Source organism: Ramlibacter lithotrophicus (assembly GCF_012184415.1).
Classification (GTDB): domain Bacteria; phylum Pseudomonadota; class Gammaproteobacteria; order Burkholderiales; family Burkholderiaceae_C; genus Ramlibacter; species Ramlibacter lithotrophicus.
In genome coordinates this window covers 189,174-209,801 of record NZ_VTOX01000007.1, presented here as the reverse complement: position 1 = coordinate 209,801, position 20,628 = coordinate 189,174, and the positions used below count along the sequence as shown (strand labels likewise).

21 protein-coding genes are annotated in these 20,628 nt (G+C 69.1%); 11 read left to right on the top strand and 10 right to left on the bottom strand.

The window, feature by feature from the left end:
- Positions 1–9 precede the first annotated feature (9 nt).
- From gspM to gspG, 7 genes are read right to left on the bottom strand one after another with little or no spacing between them, the layout of a single operon-like run.
- A complete protein-coding gene (gene gspM, locus RAMLITH_RS18625; protein WP_168108945.1) occupies positions 10–489 on the bottom strand; it encodes a type II secretion system protein GspM in 480 nt (159 codons plus the stop codon).
- Positions 486–1,694, bottom strand: a complete 1,209-nt coding sequence (gene gspL, locus RAMLITH_RS18620) for a type II secretion system protein GspL (protein ID WP_168108944.1) — start codon at positions 1,692–1,694, stop codon at positions 486–488. The genes gspM and gspL overlap by 4 nt, the downstream gene beginning before the upstream one ends.
- A gap of 59 nt (positions 1,695–1,753) precedes the next feature.
- Complete coding sequence (gspK, locus tag RAMLITH_RS18615; protein ID WP_238344273.1) at positions 1,754–2,758, bottom strand: type II secretion system minor pseudopilin GspK; 1,005 nt, start codon at positions 2,756–2,758, stop codon at positions 1,754–1,756.
- Entirely contained in the window at positions 2,755–3,444 is a 690-nt protein-coding gene (locus tag RAMLITH_RS18610; RefSeq protein ID WP_168108943.1) for a PulJ/GspJ family protein, read from the bottom strand. The genes gspK and RAMLITH_RS18610 overlap by 4 nt, the downstream gene beginning before the upstream one ends.
- On the bottom strand, positions 3,444–3,809 hold the full coding sequence (gspI, locus tag RAMLITH_RS18605; RefSeq protein WP_168108942.1) for a type II secretion system minor pseudopilin GspI: 366 nt from the start codon (positions 3,807–3,809) through the stop codon (positions 3,444–3,446). The genes RAMLITH_RS18610 and gspI overlap by 1 nt, the downstream gene beginning before the upstream one ends.
- Positions 3,806–4,291, bottom strand: a complete 486-nt coding sequence (locus RAMLITH_RS18600) for a prepilin-type N-terminal cleavage/methylation domain-containing protein (RefSeq protein WP_168108941.1) — start codon at positions 4,289–4,291, stop codon at positions 3,806–3,808. Before RAMLITH_RS18600 ends, gspI begins: the two co-directional genes overlap by 4 nt.
- Entirely contained in the window at positions 4,266–4,706 is a 441-nt protein-coding gene (gene gspG, locus RAMLITH_RS18595) for a type II secretion system major pseudopilin GspG (RefSeq protein ID WP_168108940.1), read from the bottom strand. The genes RAMLITH_RS18600 and gspG overlap by 26 nt, the downstream gene beginning before the upstream one ends.
- 38 nt (positions 4,707–4,744) lie before the next feature.
- Here gspG and RAMLITH_RS18590 point away from each other — a divergent pair, with 38 nt between their 5' ends.
- The gene (locus tag RAMLITH_RS18590) at positions 4,745–5,275 is read left to right on the top strand and encodes a type II secretion system protein N (RefSeq protein ID WP_168108939.1); all 531 of its coding nucleotides are present in this window, start codon (positions 4,745–4,747) and stop codon (positions 5,273–5,275) included.
- Here RAMLITH_RS18590 and ilvA read toward each other — a convergent pair.
- Complete coding sequence (gene ilvA, locus RAMLITH_RS18585) at positions 5,251–6,795, bottom strand: threonine ammonia-lyase, biosynthetic (protein WP_168108938.1); 1,545 nt, start codon at positions 6,793–6,795, stop codon at positions 5,251–5,253. The genes RAMLITH_RS18590 and ilvA overlap by 25 nt on opposite strands.
- 275 nt (positions 6,796–7,070) lie before the next feature.
- Between ilvA and RAMLITH_RS18580 the strand changes: the two genes are divergently transcribed.
- Positions 7,071–7,520: an OsmC family protein gene (locus tag RAMLITH_RS18580; RefSeq protein WP_168108937.1), complete on the top strand. Its 450-nt coding sequence runs from the start codon at positions 7,071–7,073 to the stop codon at positions 7,518–7,520.
- An 8-nt stretch (positions 7,521–7,528) separates the two neighbouring features.
- Here RAMLITH_RS18580 and coq7 read toward each other — a convergent pair whose 3' ends face one another.
- On the bottom strand, positions 7,529–8,146 hold the full coding sequence (coq7, locus tag RAMLITH_RS18575) for a 2-polyprenyl-3-methyl-6-methoxy-1,4-benzoquinone monooxygenase (protein WP_168108936.1): 618 nt from the start codon (positions 8,144–8,146) through the stop codon (positions 7,529–7,531).
- A 320-nt stretch (positions 8,147–8,466) separates the two neighbouring features.
- Here coq7 and RAMLITH_RS18570 point away from each other — a divergent pair, with 320 nt between their 5' ends.
- The 9 genes from RAMLITH_RS18570 to RAMLITH_RS18530 all read left to right on the top strand — a co-directional run bounded on the left by RAMLITH_RS18570 (position 8,467) and on the right by RAMLITH_RS18530 (position 19,084).
- Positions 8,467–9,525, top strand: coding sequence for a porin (locus RAMLITH_RS18570; RefSeq protein ID WP_168108935.1), 1,059 nt, complete (start codon positions 8,467–8,469; stop codon positions 9,523–9,525).
- 140 nt (positions 9,526–9,665) lie between these two features.
- Positions 9,666–10,430 (top strand): DUF3047 domain-containing protein, encoded by a 765-nt coding sequence (locus tag RAMLITH_RS18565; RefSeq protein ID WP_168108934.1) that lies wholly within the window; start codon positions 9,666–9,668, stop codon positions 10,428–10,430.
- 95 nt (positions 10,431–10,525) lie between these two features.
- Positions 10,526–12,106: an ABC transporter substrate-binding protein gene (locus tag RAMLITH_RS18560; RefSeq protein ID WP_168108933.1), complete on the top strand. Its 1,581-nt coding sequence runs from the start codon at positions 10,526–10,528 to the stop codon at positions 12,104–12,106.
- A 135-nt stretch (positions 12,107–12,241) separates the two neighbouring features.
- Positions 12,242–13,222, top strand: a complete 981-nt coding sequence (locus RAMLITH_RS18555; RefSeq protein ID WP_168108932.1) for an ABC transporter permease — start codon at positions 12,242–12,244, stop codon at positions 13,220–13,222.
- On the top strand, positions 13,222–14,448 hold the full coding sequence (locus RAMLITH_RS18550) for a M20 aminoacylase family protein (protein ID WP_168108931.1): 1,227 nt from the start codon (positions 13,222–13,224) through the stop codon (positions 14,446–14,448). Before RAMLITH_RS18555 ends, RAMLITH_RS18550 begins: the two co-directional genes overlap by 1 nt.
- Before the next feature lie 49 nt (positions 14,449–14,497).
- Entirely contained in the window at positions 14,498–16,081 is a 1,584-nt protein-coding gene (locus RAMLITH_RS18545; RefSeq protein ID WP_168108930.1) for an ABC transporter substrate-binding protein, read from the top strand.
- A 59-nt stretch (positions 16,082–16,140) separates the two neighbouring features.
- On the top strand, positions 16,141–17,052 hold the full coding sequence (locus RAMLITH_RS18540; protein ID WP_168108929.1) for an ABC transporter permease: 912 nt from the start codon (positions 16,141–16,143) through the stop codon (positions 17,050–17,052).
- Positions 17,053–17,057: 5 nt separating this feature from the next.
- Positions 17,058–18,035, top strand: coding sequence for an ABC transporter ATP-binding protein (locus tag RAMLITH_RS18535; RefSeq protein WP_168108928.1), 978 nt, complete (start codon positions 17,058–17,060; stop codon positions 18,033–18,035).
- On the top strand, positions 18,032–19,084 hold the full coding sequence (locus RAMLITH_RS18530) for an ABC transporter ATP-binding protein (RefSeq protein WP_168108927.1): 1,053 nt from the start codon (positions 18,032–18,034) through the stop codon (positions 19,082–19,084). Before RAMLITH_RS18535 ends, RAMLITH_RS18530 begins: the two co-directional genes overlap by 4 nt.
- Before the next feature lie 34 nt (positions 19,085–19,118).
- Here RAMLITH_RS18530 and zwf read toward each other — a convergent pair whose 3' ends face one another.
- Positions 19,119–20,585 (bottom strand): glucose-6-phosphate dehydrogenase, encoded by a 1,467-nt coding sequence (gene zwf / locus RAMLITH_RS18525; protein ID WP_168108926.1) that lies wholly within the window; start codon positions 20,583–20,585, stop codon positions 19,119–19,121.
- Positions 20,586–20,628: the final 43 nt, after the last annotated feature.

The window sequence follows — 20,628 nt, the reverse complement described above, 5'->3', positions numbered from 1 at the left end:
GGGCCCTCGTCAGCGCGGCGGCAGGGAGAGCACCACGGTGCCTTCCCACAGGCCGGTGGCATTGCGCTGCAGGCGCGCTTCGCCGGGCAGCGCGCGCGCGTCCACCCGCGACTGCGTGAGCCAGCGCGCCAGGGCGTCGGCCGGCGTGCCGGTCAGCGTGACGGTCGCGCGGTCGCCGGAGATCGCCAGCCTGGCGGTCGTTCCGAGGCGGTCGCGCAGCGAGCGTTCCAGCAGGCGCGTGGCCTCGTCATGCCCGACCTTGGGCTGGCCCTGCAGCGCGCGGGCCTCTTCCTGCAGGGCCGCCATCTGCTGCAGCTGCGCGTCCAGCATCCGGTGCTGCTGCTCCGCGGAACGCAGCACGCCCAGCGCCGGCCGGATCGCGACCAGCCACAGCAGCGCCAGCACGACGATGGCGGACGAGGCCGCCACCAGCACTTTCTCGCGCGGCGCCAGCCGCAGCCAGCGGGCCCGCAGGGAAGCAGCGTTCATGGCGTGCCTCCTTTCGTGACGACCAGCATCTCGCCCTGCAGCGCGGCGTTGTAGCCTTGCCCGGCGAGCGCCGACATGAGCGGCTCGGCCTCGTCCTGGTTGGAGGCGATGCCGCGCACCCGCAGCTCGCCGCTCGAGTACTCGATCGCCGCGGCGGGCCGCTGCGGCAGCGGCCCGCTGCTCAGCGCCCCCAGCATGGCCTCGAGGTCGCGGCTGGAAACCGCGCCGGTGGTCTGGCGCAGGGCCGCGACTTCCTTGCCCATCTGCACCGGCGGATCCACCGCCACCTTCACGTGCGGAAAGGTCCCGGTGAGGATCTGGCGCATGGCCACCCGCTTGTCTTCGAGCGCGGCGCGCTCGCGCCAGGCCCACGCGTTGAGTCCCACCAGGTTCAGCACCACCAGCAGGACGGCGCCCCAGCGGGCGGCGCGCCATTGCGGCGCGGCCAGCAGGTCGGCCCAGGCGGTGCCGATCTTCTTCATCGCGCGCGCCCGGCCCGAGCTCGAGAACTCGAACTGGGCGAGGTCCCAGTCCGACTGCGCCGCCTGCAACCACCGCTGCGGCGCCTGCTGCAGTTCGGGGCGATGCTGCAGGACCTGTTCGGCCAGCGCGGCGACAGCGGGTTCGGCCACGCAGCGCGTGGCTTCCGGCAGCGACGGCAGCAGCGACAGGGCCTGCGCAGCCAGCGGCAGCGTGATGACCCCCTCGCCGCCGGCCAGCACCAGCACCGGCTGCTGCGGATCGCCGAGGGCGTGGAGCACGGACTCGCCCTGCGGCGCGAACTCCGGCACGATGCGGGCGACCGGCCGCTGCGCCGCGTCGAGCGCCTGCATGGCGTCGCGCAGCCAGGTCCGGTCGCAGGTCGCGACCCACACCGGCACGCCACTGCGCACCTGCGGCGGCAGCGCGAAGTGCAGCGCTTCCGGCTCGTCGAGCAACTGGTCTTCCAGCAGGCCTTCGAGCACGCTGCGCAGCCTCGGCGAGGCGGCGGTGCTGCCCTTGGGCAGCACGACCTGGTGCCAGGAAATCTTCGCGGCCGGCACCACCGCCACCACTTCGGTGCCGCCCCGGCGGGGCAGCGGCAGCAGCGCGGCCTGGGCGCTGCCGTGGCTGTCCGCGGCGACGCCGTCGGTAGTGACGACGTATTGGTATTCGGCGGAGGCGCTGGCCGGATCCGGCGGCAGGAGAACGATGAGTGCGCTCATGGAATGTCCCCATTGTAGAAAGGTGCGCGGCCGGTCCGTCGACTCGTCCCCGCGGTCGGTCAGCGCGGCGCCGCCTGGGCCGGGGCGGCCGGCCCCGGCGCCGCCGCCCGCCAGCGCTGCACGACCCGCACCTCCATGGTGTCGCGCCGCACCAGGGCGCGCTCCTCGATCATGAGTCGGTCGAGGCGCAGCCGGGAACGCACTTCGAAGTAGTTCGTGTTGATGCCGACGTAGGCCTGTTCGGCGGAGAACATGGACGGCTCGGCGCCGATGGCCAGGCGCGCCTCGCCCACGTCGCGGAACGGCGAGCGTTCGCGGGCCGAGACGAGCCGCTGCGCGTCCGCCATGCTCAGCCCCGGCACCATGGCGTGCATCACCTCGGCGCTGGCGGTGTTGAGGTTGACCGGCGCGCGCAGCGGCAGGACCGTGACGTACGGCCGCAGCACGGCCACGGTGCGCTCGGGCACACCGAGCCACACGAGTTGCTCCATGCGCTGCGGCGGCAGCGGCGCGAGCGGACTGGAGCGATTGGCGGGGCTGGCGTCGAGCGCGAAGCGCAGGTTCTCCGCCAACGTGTCGAGCTGTGCCTGCGGCAGCTCGAGCAGCGCAAAGAGGCGGCCGAACGCCTGCATGTCCTGGACCGACAGCTGCCCGTCTTTCACCAGGTTGGCCACGTTCATCATCGACTGCTGGTCGACGATCTGCCCCGACAGGAAGGCCTCCATGACGTCGGGCCCGACGTCGGTGCTGACGTTGCGTTCCGCCGCGAGGAAGTCGGACAGCCGCGCTTCCTCCAGCGGCACCGCCCAGGGCTCGCCCAGGTGGTCGGCGCCGCCGGAGCGGCCGTCCTCGCGCAACAGCAGGCGGGCCCAGTCGAGGCCGCCCACCAGCAGCCAGGCGGCCTGGATGCGGGCGCGCTCGGCGGCCTCCACTTCGACGGTGCGCCACTGCTGCCACAGCGCGGCCGCCGCGAACGTGGCCACCAGGGCCACGGTGAGCATGGCCGAGAGCAGCGCCGCGCCGTGCTGGCGCATGCCGTCCGGCACGGCGGGTGCCCGCTTCATGACGACTTGCCGCCGCTCAAGGTGGGACGCACCCAGTCGCGCGTCAGCACGCCGGTGATCGACGGGCCCGGCGGCAACGTGAGCACCAGGCGCACGCCGTCGGGCAGCACCGCGAGGGGCAGCGCGGGCGCGCTAGCCGGCAGGGCCGGCGCGGCCGCGGCCGCGTCGCTGGACAGCGGGTGCGACCAGGCGCCGCCGCGGAAATAGAAGATCTGCCATTCGGCGAGCGGCGTCACCGCCACTTCGCGCCGCCGCTCCTCCGGTCCCGCGTTCTGGGACCAGAGGTCGGCCTGCTGCCACGCACGTTCCAGCTGCTCGCGCGTCGTGGCCGGCGCCGACTCCCAGCGCAGCCAGGTGCCGCGCCCTTCGACGTCGCGGCGGCTCCAGGCGGCGACCACCACGCCTTCGCCAGGCGCCACGCTGCTGCGCCGGGTGATCCGCAGCACCCGGCCGTTCCAGTCCAGGGCGCTGGCCTGCGGCAGCTGGATCAGCGCATCGAGGTCGGCCGCCCACTGCGCCAGGCCCACCTGCAGGGTCAACACGTCGTCGGCGCGGGCCTGCGTCTGTTCCTGGGCCCGAGTCATGCCGTCGAGGCCGCGCCAGCTCATCACGGCGAGCAGTGCCATCGCGAACAGTGCCACCAGGAGTTCGACCAGCGTGAAGCCGGCATGGCGCGTGCGTCCCATCAGTAGCGACCCACCACCGTGGACAGGCGCAACACCGGCACCTGGTCTTCGAACACCTGCGCATCGACGCGCCGGAAACTCGGGTTCGGCGTCGGCAGCACCGACAGCGTGACGGCAAACGTGCGCCCGGCCTGCTCGCAGGCGACGTTGGCGTCGCCGATGGGCGGCATCGTGCTCGCGAGGCGCACACGCACCAGCTCGTTCTCGGCGCAGACATGCGCCAGCAGCACGCTCGACTGGCGCAGCGCGTTGCGCGTGAGGGCGGTGGTCGCCTGCAGACCGGCGCTGAGGGCGATGGCGACGATCGCCAGCGCCACCAGCACCTCGATCAGCGTGAAGCCGCGCTGCGTCCGCCGGTGCTTCACGAACCGTCCCCCGGCGCGATCGCGAATGGCCGCAGGCCGTCGGTGGCGACGCGCAGGCTGCGCCCCGGCACGGCCGTCGATTCGAGCACCACTTCCTGGCGGCCGATGATCGGCTCCGGTCCGAGCTGCAGCGTCACGCTGCCGCGCACCTGCGTCGTGTCGGCGAGCCAGCGCTGGGGCAGCAGCTCGGCGGGCACGCCGTCGAAGCGGAAGCCGCCGTCGGTCGGCGACCAGAGCACCGGCACGCCGGTGCTGCGCGACTGGGCGCGTCCCGACTCCAGCAGCGCCGCCAGCCGCTGCGCCTCGCGTTCCAGCTGGGTCGCGCCGGAGTCGCGCAGCGCGAAGCTCACGCCGGCGGACGCGATCGCGATGATCGCCACCACCACCAGCAGTTCGATCAGGGTGAAGCCGCGGTTGCGCCCGTGCGGCAGCGCGGTGGATGGGCGGCGCCGGCAGCTACTGCCAGCTGCCGATGTCCGCATTGTTGCCCTCCCCGCCGGGCTGCCCGTCGGCGCCGAACGACATGACGTCGATTTCGCCCTTCACGCCGGGATTGAGGTACTGGTACGGCCGGCCCCACGGGTCGTTGGGCAGCTTCTCGACGTAAGGCTTCCAGTTGGGAGGCACCGGCGCCGCCGCGGGCCTGGCCACGAGCGCCTGGAGGCCCTGCTCGGTGGTCGGATAGCGCTGGTTGTCGAGCCGGTACAGCTTGAGCGCCTGCATGAGGTTGTTGACGTCCGTCTTCGCGGCGGTCGCGCGCGCGTCGTCGGCGCGGTCCAGCACGTTCGGCACGATCAGCGCGGCGAGCACGCCGATGATGACCAGCACCACCATCAGTTCGATCAGGGTGAAGCCGGCCTGGCGCGCGCGGCGCAGGGCGATGGTCAGGGAGTTCATTGCGGGTGTGGATCAATCGGTTCAATGATAATCGCCGCATGGTGACGAATATGCAGAGCCGGTGGGCCGTGGCGGGCACGACCTTCCTCCTGTGGGCGCTGGTAGCCGCCAGTGCCGTGTTCTGGGGCCTCAGGATGTCGGCGCGTTCGGGCGCCGCGCCGCTCGCGCCCGCGGTCACCCGCGCGCCTGCCGCGGCGGATCCGCTCGCCGTGGCGCGGCTGCTTGGGGCCAGCCCGGCCGCCACGGCAGCCGCGGCGCCGGCCGCGCCCGCGCTGGCCAGCCGCCTGATGCTCGTCGGCGTGGTCGCCGGCGCCGCGTCGCAGAAAGGCGTCGCGCTCATCTCCGTCGACGGCAAGCCGGCCAAGCCGTTCCGCGTCGGCGCGGCGATCGAGGAAGGCGTGGTGCTGCAGTCGGTGCAGGGCCGCCGCGCCGTGCTGGCGCAAGGCGGCGATGGCCAGTCCGTTCTGACCCTGGAACTGCCGCGTGCCGGAGCCGACGCCGGCGCTGCGGCGAGCAGCCCGGTCCCGGCCGAAGCCCCCGGCGCTCAGGTGCGCAGGAACAGGCGGTAGACCGGATTGTCGGTTTCCTCCACGCACGGATAGCCGAGCGTGGCTAAGAACTCCTTGAACGCCTTGTTGTCGCTCTTCGGTACCTGCAGCCCGACCAGGATGCGGCCGTAGTCCGCCCCCTGGTTGCGGTAGTGGAACAAGGTGATGTTCCAGCCCGGCTGCATGTGCGACAGGAACTTCATCAGCGCGCCCGGACGCTCCGGGAACACGAAGCGCAGCAGCCGCTCGTCGCGCGCCAGCCCCGAATGTCCGCCGACCATGTGCCGGATGTGTTCCTTGGCCAGTTCGTCGTGGGTGAGGTCGAGCGCCTCGAAGCCGTGCCGGGTGAAATTGGCGGCGATGCGCGTGGACTCGCCCTTGCCGTGCGTCGTGACGCCGACGAACACATGCGCGCGCTGCGCATCGCTGATGCGGTAATTGAACTCGGTGACGTTGCGCGGCCCGCCGGGCAGGGCGCCGATCAGCGCGCAGAAGCGCCTGAAGCTGCCGCGCTCCTCGGGGATGGTGACCGCGAACAGCGCCTCGCGCTCCTCGCCGACCTCGGCCCGCTCGGCGACGAAACGCAGCCGGTCGAAGTTCATGTTGGCGCCGCACAGGATCGCGGCGTACGTTTCGCCGCGCGTCTTGCGCTCCGACACGTACTGCTTGATCGCCGCCACCGACATGGCGCCCGCGGGCTCGACGATCGAACGGGTGTCGACGAAGACGTCCTTGATCGCCGCGCAGACGGCGTCGGTGTCGACGCGGATGTACTCGTCGACCAGGTCGCGGGCGATGCGGAAGGTCTCCTCGCCCACCAGCTTCACGGCCGTGCCGTCGGAGAACAGGCCGACGTCCCCGAGCGTGACGCGCTTGCGGGCCGCGACCGACTGGGTCATGGCATCCGAGTCGCTCATCTGGACGCCGATCACCTTGATCTCCGGCCGCACGGCCTTGATGTAGCTGGCCACCCCGGCGATGAGGCCGCCGCCGCCGATGGCGACGAACACGGCGTCGAGCGGTCCCTGGTGCTGGCGCAGCATTTCCATGGCGATGGTGCCCTGGCCGGCAATCACGTCCGGGTCGTCGAAGGGATGCACGAATGTGAGCTCCTGCTCACGTTCGAGATCGACGGCGTGCAGGTAGGCGTCGGAATAGCTCTCGCCCTGCAGCACCACCTCGCCGCCGAGCGCCTTGACGGCGTCGATCTTCACCTGCGGCGTCGTCACCGGCATCACGACGACGGCCCGCGCGCCGAGCCGGTGCGCCGCCAGTGCCACGCCTTGCGCATGGTTGCCCGCCGACGCGCAGATGACTCCGCGCCCGAGCTGCTCCGGGGCCAGATGGGCCATCTTGTTGTAGGCGCCGCGCAGCTTGAAGCTGAAGACCGGCTGCTGGTCCTCCCGCTTGAGCAGCACCTTGTTGTGGAGGCGCCGGCTGAGGTTGCGGGCCGGCTCCAGCGGCGATTCGATCGCGACGTCGTAGACCCGTGCCGTGAGGATCTTCTTGAGGTAGTCGGCCGGGGTGAGGTGCTTGGGCATGGCAGGTCAATGATAAGACTGCTGCTCAGCGGTACTGGTGAGGGGGCAGCTCAGAAAAAAGCCCCCGGACCTTGCGGTTCGGGGGCTGAATCCACCAAAGGAGGAGGTGGAGGAGACAACCTGCCTGCCACTCCGGCTGTGCCGTCGTGGCCTTGATGCTCTGCACAACGACTTCGTTATGCTCTGGGGGGAGTATAGCTCGGCCTTGCTGCGTCGCAGCACGCGAGTGTCTCAAACTGAGACTTCCGCCCGGCCGCTTTGACGAGGATCAAGTGATGGAATGCACGGTGAGTTGGACTGGAGCGACCGGCGCCCGCTCCGGGATGGGTTTCCTGGCCGAGACCGGCAGCGGCCATGTGCTGGTGATGGATGGTGCGCCCGACCCGGCGCGCCCCGCCCAGGGCGGGCAGAACCTGGCGCCGCGGCCGATGGAAACAGTCTTGGCCGGCACCGGCGGCTGCACGGCCTACGACGTCGTGCTGATCCTGCAGCGCGGGCGCCATGACGTCCGTGCCTGCTCCGTGAAGCTGACTGCCGAGCGCGCGGACGCCGACCCCAAGGTGTTCACGAAGATCCACATGCACTTCACCGTGAAAGGCAACGACGTGCCGCCGGCGGCGGTCGAGCGTGCGATCGCCATGAGCCACGAGAAGTACTGCTCCGCCAGCATCATGCTGGCGAAGACGGCGGCGATCACGACCAGCTTCGAGGTGCTGCCGGGCTGAAGGCGTGCTCAGATGTAATGCGCCGTCGTGGTCATGACCTTGGCGGCCGCCCGCATCAGCGCTCTGGCAGGCGCCGGAAGTTCCACGGCCCCGGCCGCCAGCGCCTGTCCGGCGTGCGCCGCCTCGTCGTCCTTCATCTGGGCGACGATCGCGCGCGAGGCGTGGTCCCCCGGCGGCAGGCGCCGCATGTGGGTCTCCAGGTGGGCCTCGACCTGCCGCTCGGTCTCCACCACGAAACCCAGGCTCACCCGGTCGCCGAGCCGTCCCGCGACCAGGCCGATCGCGAAAGCGCCGGCGTACCAGAGCGGGTTGAGCAGGGACGGCCGGTCGCCCAGTTCCTGCAGGCGCTCGGCGGTCCACGCCAGATGATCCGTTTCCTCGTCCGCTGCCCGCTCGAAGTGCCGGCGCAGGGCCGGGTCGCGCGTCCCCAGCGCCTGGGCGGTGTAGAGCGCCTGCGCGCAGACTTCGCCGACGTGGTTCACGCGCATGAGCGCCGCGGCTTGCCGCATCTCGCGCTCCTGCAGCCTGGTTTCGTCGGCCGGAACCACCGGGCAGGGGCGACCGGCGTGGGGTTTGGCGAAAAGTGTTCGCAGAGCGCTGTCGGCGGCGCCGAGGAATCGATCCATCAGGCAAGTCTAATAGACCGTCCCCAGCCGCGGGGTGCGCGCGCAAACCAGCCACGTTCGAGCGCGTTCCGGGGCCCTTTACGGAACCTCACTGCACGGGTGTTGCGCGGGTTCCACTCGGCCGTTTTGCGGTGTTGTCCGCCTGCAACGATTGGCCCCTGCAAAGGCTAAATACTTTGCGAAAGCAGGGCTGCTCTGGTGCAATAAGCCCAACTTCCCAAAAGGAGGTTGGCCCGGGGATCCGGTGGGAGCACAAAAGTGCCTGCATTTTCGAGCCCCCTTCGCACCGGAGCCCTCTGTTTAACCTTGGAGAAACTTGCATGAAAAAGTCCCTGATTGCTCTGGCTGTCCTGGCCGCCGCCGGCGCAGCTTCTGCTCAATCGTCGGTCACGCTGTTCGGTATCGTTGACGCAGTCGTCACCGTCGGCCGTGGCACCGTCGCCGACCGCACCCAGCTGACCGACTCCGGCTACAACAGCTCGCGTCTGGGCTTCCGTGGCACGGAAGACCTCGGCGGCGGCATGTCGGCCTCCTTCTGGCTGGAAGCCGGCCTGAACAACGACAACGGCGAAGGCGACCCGACCAACGTCAACAACCAGGCCTCCGGCACCGGTGCCGCCTCGGCCGGCCGTCAGGGCCTGACGTTCAACCGCCGCTCGACCGTGAGCCTGGCTGGTGGCTGGGGCGAACTGCGCCTGGGCCGTGACTACACCCCGCAGTTCTGGAACCTGACCGTGTTCGATCCGTTCGGCACGAACGGCGTGGGCACCACCCAGACCCTGAACTCCATCATCACCGGCTCCACCGCCGTCCGCGCTTCCAACACCATCGGCTACTTCCTGCCGGGCAACCTGGGCGGTTTCTACGGCCAGGTGCAGTACTACATGGGTGAGAACGTGCAGAACGGCGCCGCCACCGAAGACGACGGCAATGGCCTGGGCCTGCGCATCGGCTTCGCCAACGGTCCGTTCAACGTGGCGTTCTCCACCAGCCGCACCGAGTACGCTGCCGGCGACGTTCGCCAGAGCAACATCGGCGGCCAGTGGGACTTCGGCATCGCCAAGGCCATGGCTCACTACTCGCGTGACGAAAACGGCGCGATCGACGGCAAGGGCTGGCTGATCGGTGGCCTGTTCCCGGTCGGCGCCGGCGAGATCCGCGCGTCCTACTCGCGTTACGAGACGGATGCCGCTGGCCAGCCGGAGACCAAGAAGCTGGCGCTGGGCTACGTCCACAACCTGTCGAAGCGCACGGCCGTGTACACGACCTGGGCCCGCGTGCGCAACTCCGGTGGCGCCGCCCAAGCTCTGGGTGGTTCCACGACCGGCGTGAACGCCAACTCGTCCGGTTTCGACCTGGGCGTTCGCCACAGCTTCTAATTCGGGCGCTGGCTCGCGCCAGCCGCAGAATCGAAGAAACTTGAAAAGCCGCCTTCGGGCGGCTTTTTTTTGGGATTGCGCGCGGCATCCCGCCGCGCGAGGTGTGCCGCCCCGCGGGGCGCGGCAGGAGAATGGCGGTCATGGACGGTTCATGCACCCGGCGAGCCTGGCTCGCCGCTTCCGGCGGCACGGCGTTGCTGGCCGGTTGCTCGTCGCTGGGGCCGCCGCCCGAGCCGGCAGTCGACGCGAGCCCGTGGGCGGCGCAGTCGGCGGGGCCGGGCTCGTCGCCTCCGTGGCGCCACCAGGCCTTCCCCGGCAAGGCGCCGACCCGGTTCACGTACGCCCGCGAGGAGGGGCGCCACGCGGTGTCCGCCACCGCTTCCTCCTCGGCCAGCATGTTGCGGCGCCGGCTGCGCGTGGAGCCGGCCGAACTCGGCAGCGTGGTGTTCTCCTGGAAAGTGCCGGCGCTGATCGCGGATGCCGACATGGCATCGCGCGAGAATGACGACTCGCCGGTGCGGGTCATGCTCGTGTTCGACGGCGACCGTTCGCGCTTTTCGCCGCGCGACGCGATGCTGTCCGAGCTGATGCGCGCGCTGACCGGCGAGGAAATGCCGTATGCGACGCTGATGTATTCGTGGTGCAGCCGCCGTGAAGCCGGCACGGTCGTGACCAACGCGCGGACCAGCCGGGTGCGCACCCTCGTGGTCGAGTCGGGGCCGCAGAAGCTGAATCGCTGGCTCGACTACCGGCGCAACGTGCGCGCCGATTTCGAGCGCGCCTTCGGTGAGCCTCCGGGCGCGCTGGTGGGCGTCGGCATCATGAGCGACAGCGACAACACGCGCTCGCTGGTGCGGGCCTGGTACGGGCCGCTGCGGATCGTCGCGGCGGCGGGTGCGCAGTAACCATTTGGCCGCGTCCGCCCCATTCGGGTAAGTCCTTTTGACGCTACGGCCGGGCGGCCGCATAGTCCTGGCTTTCAAAAATTCGGAGTTCCCCCATGCAACTGAAGTTCGCCCTGTTGTCCGTGGCGGCGGCAGTGACGCTGCTGGCCGCGCCCGGCCTGCAAGCCAAGCCGTTCAAGTGGACGAGCGCCAGCGACATCCCGACCCTGGACGTCCATTCGCAGAACAACGCCCTCGGCAACGGGGTGCACGCCGCGATCTACGACTCGCTGGTGTACTACAACAGCAAGACGTTCAAGCCGGAGTCGCTCCTCGCCACCGCCTGGAAGGAGATCAGCCCGACGCAGGTGCGCTTCACGTTGCGCAGCGGCGTCAGGTTCAGCGACGGCACGCCGTTCACCGCCGACGACGTGGTGTTCTCCATCCACCGGGCGATGGCCAAGACGTCCAACTACGCCGTGTACACGCAGGGCATCGACAAGGTCGTCAAGGTCAGCGACAACACCGTGGACTTCCTCATGAAGGGGCCGAATCCCGTCCTGCTGAGCCAGCTCACGGAACTGCGCATCATGAGCAAGGCGTGGGCCGAGAAGAACAAGTCCACGGAACCGAAGGACATCCGCACCAAGGACGAGACGTTCGCCCATCGCAATGCCATGGGCACCGGACCCTACATGGTCAAGGAGTGGCAGCCGGACCAGAAGCTGGTGCTGGTGAAGAACCCCAACTACTGGGGCAACGCCGAAACCAACGTCACCGAGATCGTCTACACGCCGATCAAGGCGGAAGCAACCCGCATCGCCGCGCTGCTCTCCGGCGAGGTCGACTTCGTGCTCGACCCCAGTCCGCAGGACCTGGCGCGGCTGCGCGCGAACGCGAACCTGAAGGTGATCGACGGGGTGGAGAACCGCACCATCTTCTTCGGCATGGACCAGCACCGCGACGAGCTGCCGGGCTCCAACATCAAGGGCAAGAACCCGTTGAAGGAAGTGAAGGTCCGCCGCGCCCTGTACCAGGCCATCGACAGCGACGCGCTGCACCGCGTGACCATGCGCGGCCTGTCGCAGCCGACCGGCACCCTGGTGGCGCCGCAGGTGAACGGCTGGACCGAGTCGCTGCACAAGCGGCTGCCGTACGACCCGGAAGGGGCGAAGAAGCTGCTGGCCGAGGCCGGCTACCCGCAGGGCTTCGAGGTTGATTTCGCGTGCCCGAACAACCGCTACATCAACGACGAGGAAATCTGCCAGGCGGTCACCGCCATGTGGGCCAGGGTCGGCGTGAAGGCCAAGCTGCGCACGCTGCCGCTGGTGACCTACTTCCCGATGATCCAGCGGTACGAGGCCAGCATTTACATGCTGGGCTGGGGCGTGCCGACCTTCGACGCGCTGTACAGCCTGCAGTCGCTCACGCGCAGCGTCGGCACGGGTGGCGACGGCAACTACAACGTCGGCCGCTACAAGAACCCGCGCATGGACGTCGTGGTCGACCGCGTCAAGGTCGAGACCGACCTGCCGGTGCGCAACCGCTTCCTGACCGAGGGCCTGCAGATCAGCAGCGACACGGTCTCGCACATCCCGCTGCACAACCAGATCATTCCCTGGGCGATGAAGAAGTCGGTCGAGGTCGTGCATCGCGCGGACAACCGGATCGACTGGCGACTGGTGAAGGTGAACTGACCACGGCGTAAACCGGCCGCCGCACCTCGCGCGCCGCGCGGAGGGCGGCGCTTCCACTTTCCCGCGGACGGGGGCAAACCTCCGTTCCGGCCCGTTGCCTGCTCTGCTAGCATTCGGCGGGCCCCAGCTCAACACATGTTCGCCTTCATTCTGCGCCGCCTCATGCAGGCCGTGATCGTCATGGTCACGGTCGCCTTTATCGCCTTCCTGCTGTTCCAGTACGTCGGCGATCCCGTCGTGTTCCTGCTCGGCCAGGACGCCACTCCCGACCAGATCCGCCAGCTGCGCGCGGACCTCGGCCTGGACCAGCCGTTCTTCGTGCAGTTCTGGCATTTCCTGGTGAATGCCGCCCAGGGCGAGTTCGGCCTGAGCCTGCGGCAGGGCGCGAAGGTGTCGCGCCTGATCTCGGAGCGCTTCCCGGCCACCCTGGAGCTGGCGCTGATCGCCGCCGTCATGGCGCTGGCGATCGGCATCCCGATGGGGGTCTACGCGGCCCTGCGCCGCGGCAACTTCCTCAGCCAGGTGTTCATGACGATCTCGCTGCTGGGCGTGTCGCTGCCGACCTTCCTCATCGGCATCCTGCTGATCCTGGTGTTCGCGGTCCAGCTCGGCTGGTTTCCGAGCTTCGGCCGGGGCGAGACGGTGCAGATCGGCTGGTGGTCGACCGGACTGCTCAAGGCCAAGGGCTGGCACCACATCGTGCTGCCTGCCATCACGCTGGCCGTGTTCCAGCTCACGCTGATCATGCGGCTGGTGCGCGCCGAGATGCTGGAGGTGCTGCGCACCGACTACATCAAGTTCGCGCGCGCCCGCGGCCTGTCCAACCGCGCCATCCATTTCGGCCATGCGCTGAAGAACACGCTGGTGCCGGTGATGACGATCACCGGGCTGCAGCTCGGCGGGCTGATCGCGTTCGCGATCATCACCGAGACCGTCTTCCAGTGGCCCGGCATGGGGCTGCTGTTCATCCAGGCGGTGACATTCGCCGACATTCCGGTGATGGCGGCGTACCTCTGCCTGATCGCCCTGATCTTCGTGGTGATCAACCTGATCGTCGACCTGTTGTACTTCGCGGTCGACCCGCGCCTGCGGGTGGCCCGGTCGGAAGCCCACTGATGCTCGCTCCACGTTCCGGCCAGTCCCTGAAGGCCAGCGGCCGCGCCTTCGCGCACATCTCGCAGTTCGTCCCCGAGCTCACGTCGCTGCGGCGCGACCTGCACGCGCATCCGGAGCTCGGTTTCGAGGAGCGCTATACCTCGCGCCGGGTTCAGACCGCGCTCGAAGTCTGCGGCGTCGACGAAATCCATGCCGGCATCGGCAAGACAGGTGTCGTCGGCGTGATCCGCGGCCGTGCCAACACCAGCGGCGCGGTGATCGGGTTGCGCGCCGACATGGACGCATTGACCATGACGGAGGACAACGACTTCGCCTGGAAGTCGACCCGCTCCGGCATGATGCACGGCTGCGGCCATGACGGCCACGTGGCGATGCTGGTCGGCGCCGCCCGCTACCTTGCGGAAACGCGCGACTTCGACGGCACCGCCGTGCTGATCTTCCAGCCCGGCGAGGAGGGATTCGCCGGGGCCAAGGCGATGATCGAGGACGGCCTCTTCGACCGCTTTCCGGTGCAGGCGGTCTTCGGCATGCACAACTGGCCGGCGATGAAGCCCGGCACCATCGGCATCAACCCGGGGCCGCTGATGGCGGCGGCCGACCGGGTGACGATCGAGATCATCGGCAAGGGCGGCCACGGAGCGCACGCCTATCTCACGGTGGACCCGGTCGTCGTCGCGGCCCATGTCATCACGGCGGTGCAGACGATCGTTTCGCGCAACGTGCGGCCGGTCGACAGCGCCGTGATCAGCCTGTGCGCGATGACCGCCGGCGACGTCCACGCCATGAGCGTGGTCCCTGGCAAGGCCACGCTGGTGGGAACGGTGCGCACTTTCTCCCCGGACGTCCAGGACCTCGTGCAGCGGCGGCTCACGGAGTTGTGCAGTGCCGTGGCGCTGGGATTCGGCGCGACCGCGAAGGTCGACTACGAGCGGGTCTATCCGGCCACGATCAACACGCCGCGGGAGGCCATGTTCGCGGCCGACGTCGCCGAATCGCTCGTCGGCCCGGACCACGTGATCCGCGACATGGACCCCAGCATGGGGGCGGAGGATTTCTCCTTCATGCTGCAGGTCAAGCCGGGCGCCTACATGCGCATCGGCCAGGGCGGCGAGGGCAGCTGCATGCTGCACAACAGCCGCTACGACTTCAACGACGAGATCCTGCCGCTCGGCTCGGCATTGCACGCCAGCCTGGTCGAGCGCTCGATGCCCCTGGTGCAACCCTGAGCCCCTCACACTTTTTCCGTCGGCAATCCATCATCAAAGGAGCTTTCAGATGATCTTCAACATGAAACTGCTGCAGGCCGCCCTGCTGGCCGCGCTCGGGGTGGCCAGCCTCGGCGCCGGCGCCCAGACCGTGCGCATTGCGAACCAGGGCGACTCGCTGTCGATGGACCCGCACTCGCTCAACGAGTCGCTGCAGCTGAGCGTGACCGGCAATGTGTACGAGCCGCTGGTCGGCCGCAACAAGGACCTGAGCGTGGCGCCGGGACTGGCGACATCCTGGAAACAGACCTCGCCCACGGTGTGGCGCTTCGAGTTGCGCAAGGGCGTGCAATTCCACGACGGCACCCCGTTCACGGCCGATGACGTGCTGTTCTCGATGGCGCGCACGCAGGTCGAAGGCTCGGACATGAAGAGCTACACCAACGACGTGAAGGAGGTGCGCAAGGTCAACGATCACGTGGTCGAGATCGAGACCAAGGCGCCGTTCCCCATCCTTCCGGACGTGCTCACCGGCGTCTACATCATGAGCAAGAAGTGGTGCGAGACCAACCAGGCGCAGCGCCCGGTCGACCGCCGCAAGGGCATCGAGAATGCCGCCTCGTTCCGCGCCAACGGCACGGGTCCGTTCCGCCTGCGCGAGCGCCAGCCCAACGTGCGCACCACGTTCGTGCGCAACGGCAACTACTGGGGCAAGATCGAAGGCAATGCGCAGGAGGTGATCTTCACGCCGATCGGCAACGATGCCACCCGCGTGGCCGCGCTGCTTTCCGGCGAGATCGACGTCATGGAGCCGGTGCCGGTGCAGGACATCGACCGCGTCAACGGCTCGCCCAACACCAAGGCGCTGGTCGCGCCCGAGCTGCGCACGATCTTCCTGGGCATGGACCAGAAGCGCGACGAGCTGCAGTTCTCCAACGTCAAGGGCAAGAACCCGTTCAAGGACAAGCGGGTGCGCCAGGCGTTCTACCAGTCGATCGACATCGAGGGCATCAAGAAGACGGTGATGCGCGGCGCGTCGAACCCGACGGCCCTGATGGTCGGGCCGGGCATCAACGGCTTCCAGGCCGAGATGAACAAGCGCCTGCCGTACGATCCGGACGCGGCGAAGAAGCTGCTGGCCGACGCCGGCTATCCGAACGGCTTCGAGGTGGCCATGAACTGCCCGAACGACCGGTACGTGAACGACGCGCGGATCTGCCAGGCCGTGGCCGCCAACCTGTCGCGCATCGGCGTGAAGATCAACCTGGCCGCCGAGACCAAGGGCACGTACTTTCCGAAGATCCTGCGCCGCGATACCAGCTTCTACATGCTGGGCTGGACGCCGGCCACCTACGACGCGCACAACGCGCTGAACGCCCTCATGGCCTGCCCGGACGACAAGGGCACCGGCCAGTTCAACCTGGGCAGCTACTGCAATCCGAAGGTCGACCAGCTCACCAAGTCGGTCCAGTCCGAGACCGACAAGGCCAAGCGCAACGCGCTGATCAAGGAGGCCTTCGAGATCCACGCCGCCGACATCGGGCATCTGCCGCTGCACCAGCAGGCGCTGGCCTGGGGTGTCAGCAAGAAGATCAAGCTGGTGCAGATGGGCGACAACTACATGCCCTTCAAGTGGATCACCGTCCAGAAGTAGTTTTGTTCCGCGGCGCCGCGCCGGCCTGAGGCCGGCCGGCGCCTTACCGTCCTGACTCAATGAGATCCACCCTCGCCCGCTGGTACGCCAGCGATGTGGGCTACAGCTTTCGCACTTCGCCGGTCGCGATCGTCGCCGCCTCGATCGCCTTCATCTGCATCTTCTGCGCCGTGTTCGCCGGCTGGGTTGCGCCCCACAATCCGTTCGACCTGACGACCCTGGTCCTGAGCGACGCGCGCCTGCCGCCCGCCTGGGAGCCTGAGGGGTCGCGCAAGTACCTGCTGGGCACCGACGACCAGGGACGCGACATTCTTTCCGCCTTGATCTATGGCGCGCGGATCTCGCTGGTCGTCGGCGTCACCTCGGTGATCCTCTCGATGATCATCGGCGTGGCGCTCGGGCTGCTGGCGGGCTTTCGCGGCGGCTGGACCGACACGATCCTGATGCGGGTGTGCGACGTGATGCTGTCGTTTCCGGCGATCCTGGTCGCGCTCCTGATGGCGGGCGTGGGCCGCGCGATGTTTCCCAATGCCCACGACACCGTGGCGTTCGGCGTCCTGATCCTCTCGATCACGCTCACCGGCTGGGTGCAATACGCCCGCACCGTGCGCGGGACGACCATGGTGGAGCGCAACAAGGAATACGTGCAGGCGGCCCGCGTCACCGGCGTGCCGCCGCTGCGCATCATGGTTCGCCACGTGCTGCCGAACGTGCTCGGCCCGGTCCTGGTGCTCGCGACCATCCACGTGGCGACGGCCATCATCACCGAGGCGACGCTGTCGTTCCTGGGCGTCGGCGTGCCGCCGACCTCGCCGTCGCTCGGCACCCTCATCCGCGTGGGCAACGATTACCTGTTCTCGGGGGAGTGGTGGATCACCATCTTTCCGGGACTCATGCTGATCCTGATCGCGCTGTCCGTGAACCTGCTCGGCGACTGGCTGCGCGACGCCTTGAACCCGAGATTGCGCTGAACAGCATGAGCCTGCTGCAAGTCAACAACCTCATCGTCGAATTCCCCGGCCGCCATGGCACGCTGCGGGCACTCGACGACATCAGTTTCAACATCGCGCCGGGCGAGGTGCTCGGCGTGGTGGGCGAGTCCGGCGCCGGCAAGTCGCTGACCGGGGCGTCGATCATCGGGCTGCTGGAGCCGCCTGGACGCGTCGCCGGGGGGCAGATCCTGCTCGAAGGCCAGCGCATCGACAACCTGTCGCACGACCAGATGCGGCATATCCGCGGCCGCAAGATCGGCGCGATCTTCCAGGATCCGCTCACTTCGCTGAACCCGCTCTACACCATCGGCCGCCAGCTGGTCGAGACGATCCAGGCGCACCTGCCGGTGAGCGCCGAGGAGGCGCGCCGCCGGGCGATCGCGTTGCTCGAGGACACCGGTATTCCCGCCGCCGCGCAGCGCCTCGGTCACTTCCCGCACCAGTTCTCCGGGGGCATGCGGCAGCGGGTCGTGATCGCGCTGGCGCTGGCGGCCGAGCCCAAGCTCATCGTCGCCGACGAGCCGACCACGGCCCTGGACGTTTCCATCCAGGCCCAGATCATCCAGTTGCTCAAGCGCGTCTGCCGCGAGCACGGCGCGGCCGTGATGCTGATCACCCACGACATGGGCGTGATCGCCGAGACCTGCGACCGCGTGGCCGTCATGTACGCGGGTCGCATCGCGGAAATCGGCCCGGTGCACGAGGTCATCAACCAGCCGGCGCATCCGTACACGATGGGACTCATGGCCGCCATTCCCGACATCACCGTGGACCGCGAGCGACTGAACCAGATCGACGGCGCCATGCCGCGGCTGAACGCCATCCCGCCGGGGTGCGCCTACCATCCACGGTGTCCGCGCGCGTTCGAGCGCTGCGGGGTCGAGCGGCCCGACCTGCTCGGCGCCGGCGCCACCCACGCCGCGTGCTGGCTGCACGACGCGCACGCAGGAGCCGTCGCATGAGTGCCGTCCTCAACCCCACGGTCGCGGCGAACGCGGGCGGCCCGGTCGCGGACCCCCGTGAGCCGCTGGTGCAGGCCACGGACCTGGCCAAGACCTTCGACGTCTCGGCGCCGTGGCTGAACCGGGTGCTGGAGCGGCGGCCGCGCCAGCTGCTGCACGCCGTCGACGGCGTCAGCTTCGGCATTGCCAAGGGGCGGACGCTGGCGCTGGTGGGCGAATCCGGCTGCGGCAAGAGCACGGTGGCCCGCCTCCTGGTTGGCCTGTATGCGCCCACGCGCGGCAAGGTCGTGTTCGATGGCCAGGATGCGCATGCCGCCTACGGCGGCGCCGGCGCGAAGCAGTTGCGCCGGCGCATCCAGATGATCTTCCAGGACCCGTACGCCAGCCTCAATCCGCGCTGGACCGTCGCGCAGATCGTCGGCGAGCCGCTGCAGGAACACGGGATCATCAGCGACCAGGCGCAGCTCAGGGACCGCGTGGCGCAGCTGCTGCAGTCGGTCGGTCTTTCCTCGCAGGACGTCGTGAAGTTCCCGCACCAGTTCTCGGGCGGGCAGCGCCAGCGCATCTCGATCGCCCGCGCGCTGGCCACCGAGCCCGAATTCCTGGTGTGCGACGAGCCGACCTCGGCGCTCGACGTCAGCGTGCAGGCGCAGGTGCTCAACATCATGAAGGACCTGCAGCGCCAGCGGGGCCTGACCTACCTCTTCATCTCGCACAACCTTGCCGTGGTGCGCCACGTGAGCGACGAGGTCGGGGTGATGTACCTGGGCCGGCTCGTCGAGCTGGCCGGCAAGCAGCAGTTGTTCAGCGAGCCCCGCCATCCCTATACGCGGATGCTGCTGGATGCGATCCCCAAGATGCACGAAACGGGGCGCGCGCGCACGGCGGTGCAAGGGGAGGTGCCGAATCCGCTCAACCCGCCCACCGGCTGCGCTTTCCATCCGCGCTGCCCGCACGCCAATGCCCGATGCACGGCCGAGCGGCCCGCGTTGCTCGCGATCCAGGGCATTCGCGTGGCCTGCCACGCGGTGGAGGAAGGCCGGATCTGAACGCCGGCGCCGGTTCAGTCCGGTTGCCGCGCGCTCAGCATTCCTCGCTCCAGCAATGCCCGTCGCGCGCGATCATCGCGCTGGCGGCGCTCGGGCCCCAGCTGCCGGCGGCGTAGGGCCGCGGGCCGGCGCCTTGGTTGCGCCAGTGCTCCATGACGGGCTCCACCCAGCGCCACGCCTCTTCCTGTTCGTCGCTGCGCACGAACAGGTTGAGCCGGCCGTCGATGACGTCCAGCAGCAGCCGTTCGTAGGCGCCGACGCGCTCGGAACCGAAGCGCTTCTCGAAGTCCAGGTCCAGGTGCACCGGCGTGAGCGACTGCACCGGCGCACGCGTGCGCTGGCGGTTGTCCTGCGCCTGCGCCAGCAGGTGCAGTTCGAGGCCGTCGCGCGGCTGCAGGTTGATCACGAGCCGGTTCACGGAGCCCGAGGGCGAGTGGAAGATGGCATGCGGGGCCGGCCGGAAGTTGACCACGATCCGCGCATCGCGGCCGGCCAGGCGCTTGCCGGTGCGGATGTAGAAGGGCACGCCGGCCCACCGCCAGTTGGCAATCTCGGTGCGCAGCGCCACGAAGGTCTCGGTGCTGCTCTGCGGATTCACGCCCGGCTCGTCCCGGTAGCCATGCACGCTTTCCCCGGCCACCGTGCCGGCCGTGTACTGGCCGCGGATCACGTCCCCGTCCAGCGCCTGCGTCGTCCACGGCTTGAGCGAGCGCAGCACCTTCAGCTTCTCGTCCCGGATCGCGTCGGCATGCGCGTTGATGGGCGGCTCCATGCCGATCGCGCACAGCAGTTGCAGCGCGTGGTTCTGCACCATGTCGCGCAGCGCGCCGGTGTTGTCGTAGAAGGCGCCGCGCTTGGCGACGCCCAGGTCTTCCGCGATCGTGATCTGGATGTTCGCGATGTTCTCGCGCCGCCACAGGGGTTCGAACAGCGCGTTGCCGAAGCGCAGCGCGAACAGGTTCTGCACCGCCGGCTTGCCCAGGTAGTGGTCGATGCGGAAGATCTGCTTCTCGCTCAACGCGCTGCGCACGGTCTCGTTGATCGCCCGGTTCGACGCGAGGTCATGGCCCAGCGGTTTTTCCAGCACGATCCTGGTGTTTGGCCGGTTCAGGCCGGCGGCGGCGAGCTGCTGCACGGCCGTCGTGAAGAGTGATGGCGCCGTGGCGAGGTACATCACCACGGTGTCCGCGTGCCGCTCGCGCAAGGTGGCGGCCAGCCGCTGGAAATCCTGCGGGCGCGACAGGTCCATGCGCACGAAATGCAGCAGGGCCGCGAACCGGTCGAACTCGGCCGGCGTCGGCCGCTTGGCGAGGTCGACCTCGTTGAACCGCGACCGGATCAGTTCGCGGTAGGCCGCGTCGCCGAGGTCGTCGCGCGCGACGCCGATGATGCGGCCGTGCTCCGGCAGGGAGCCGTGGCGGAAGGCCTGGAACAGCGCCGGCATCAGTTTGCGCCACGCCAGGTCGCCGGTGCCGCCGAACAGGACGAGATCGAAGCTCATGAATGGATCGGGTGGAGTCGGGCTACTGTACCTGCGTTCGCCG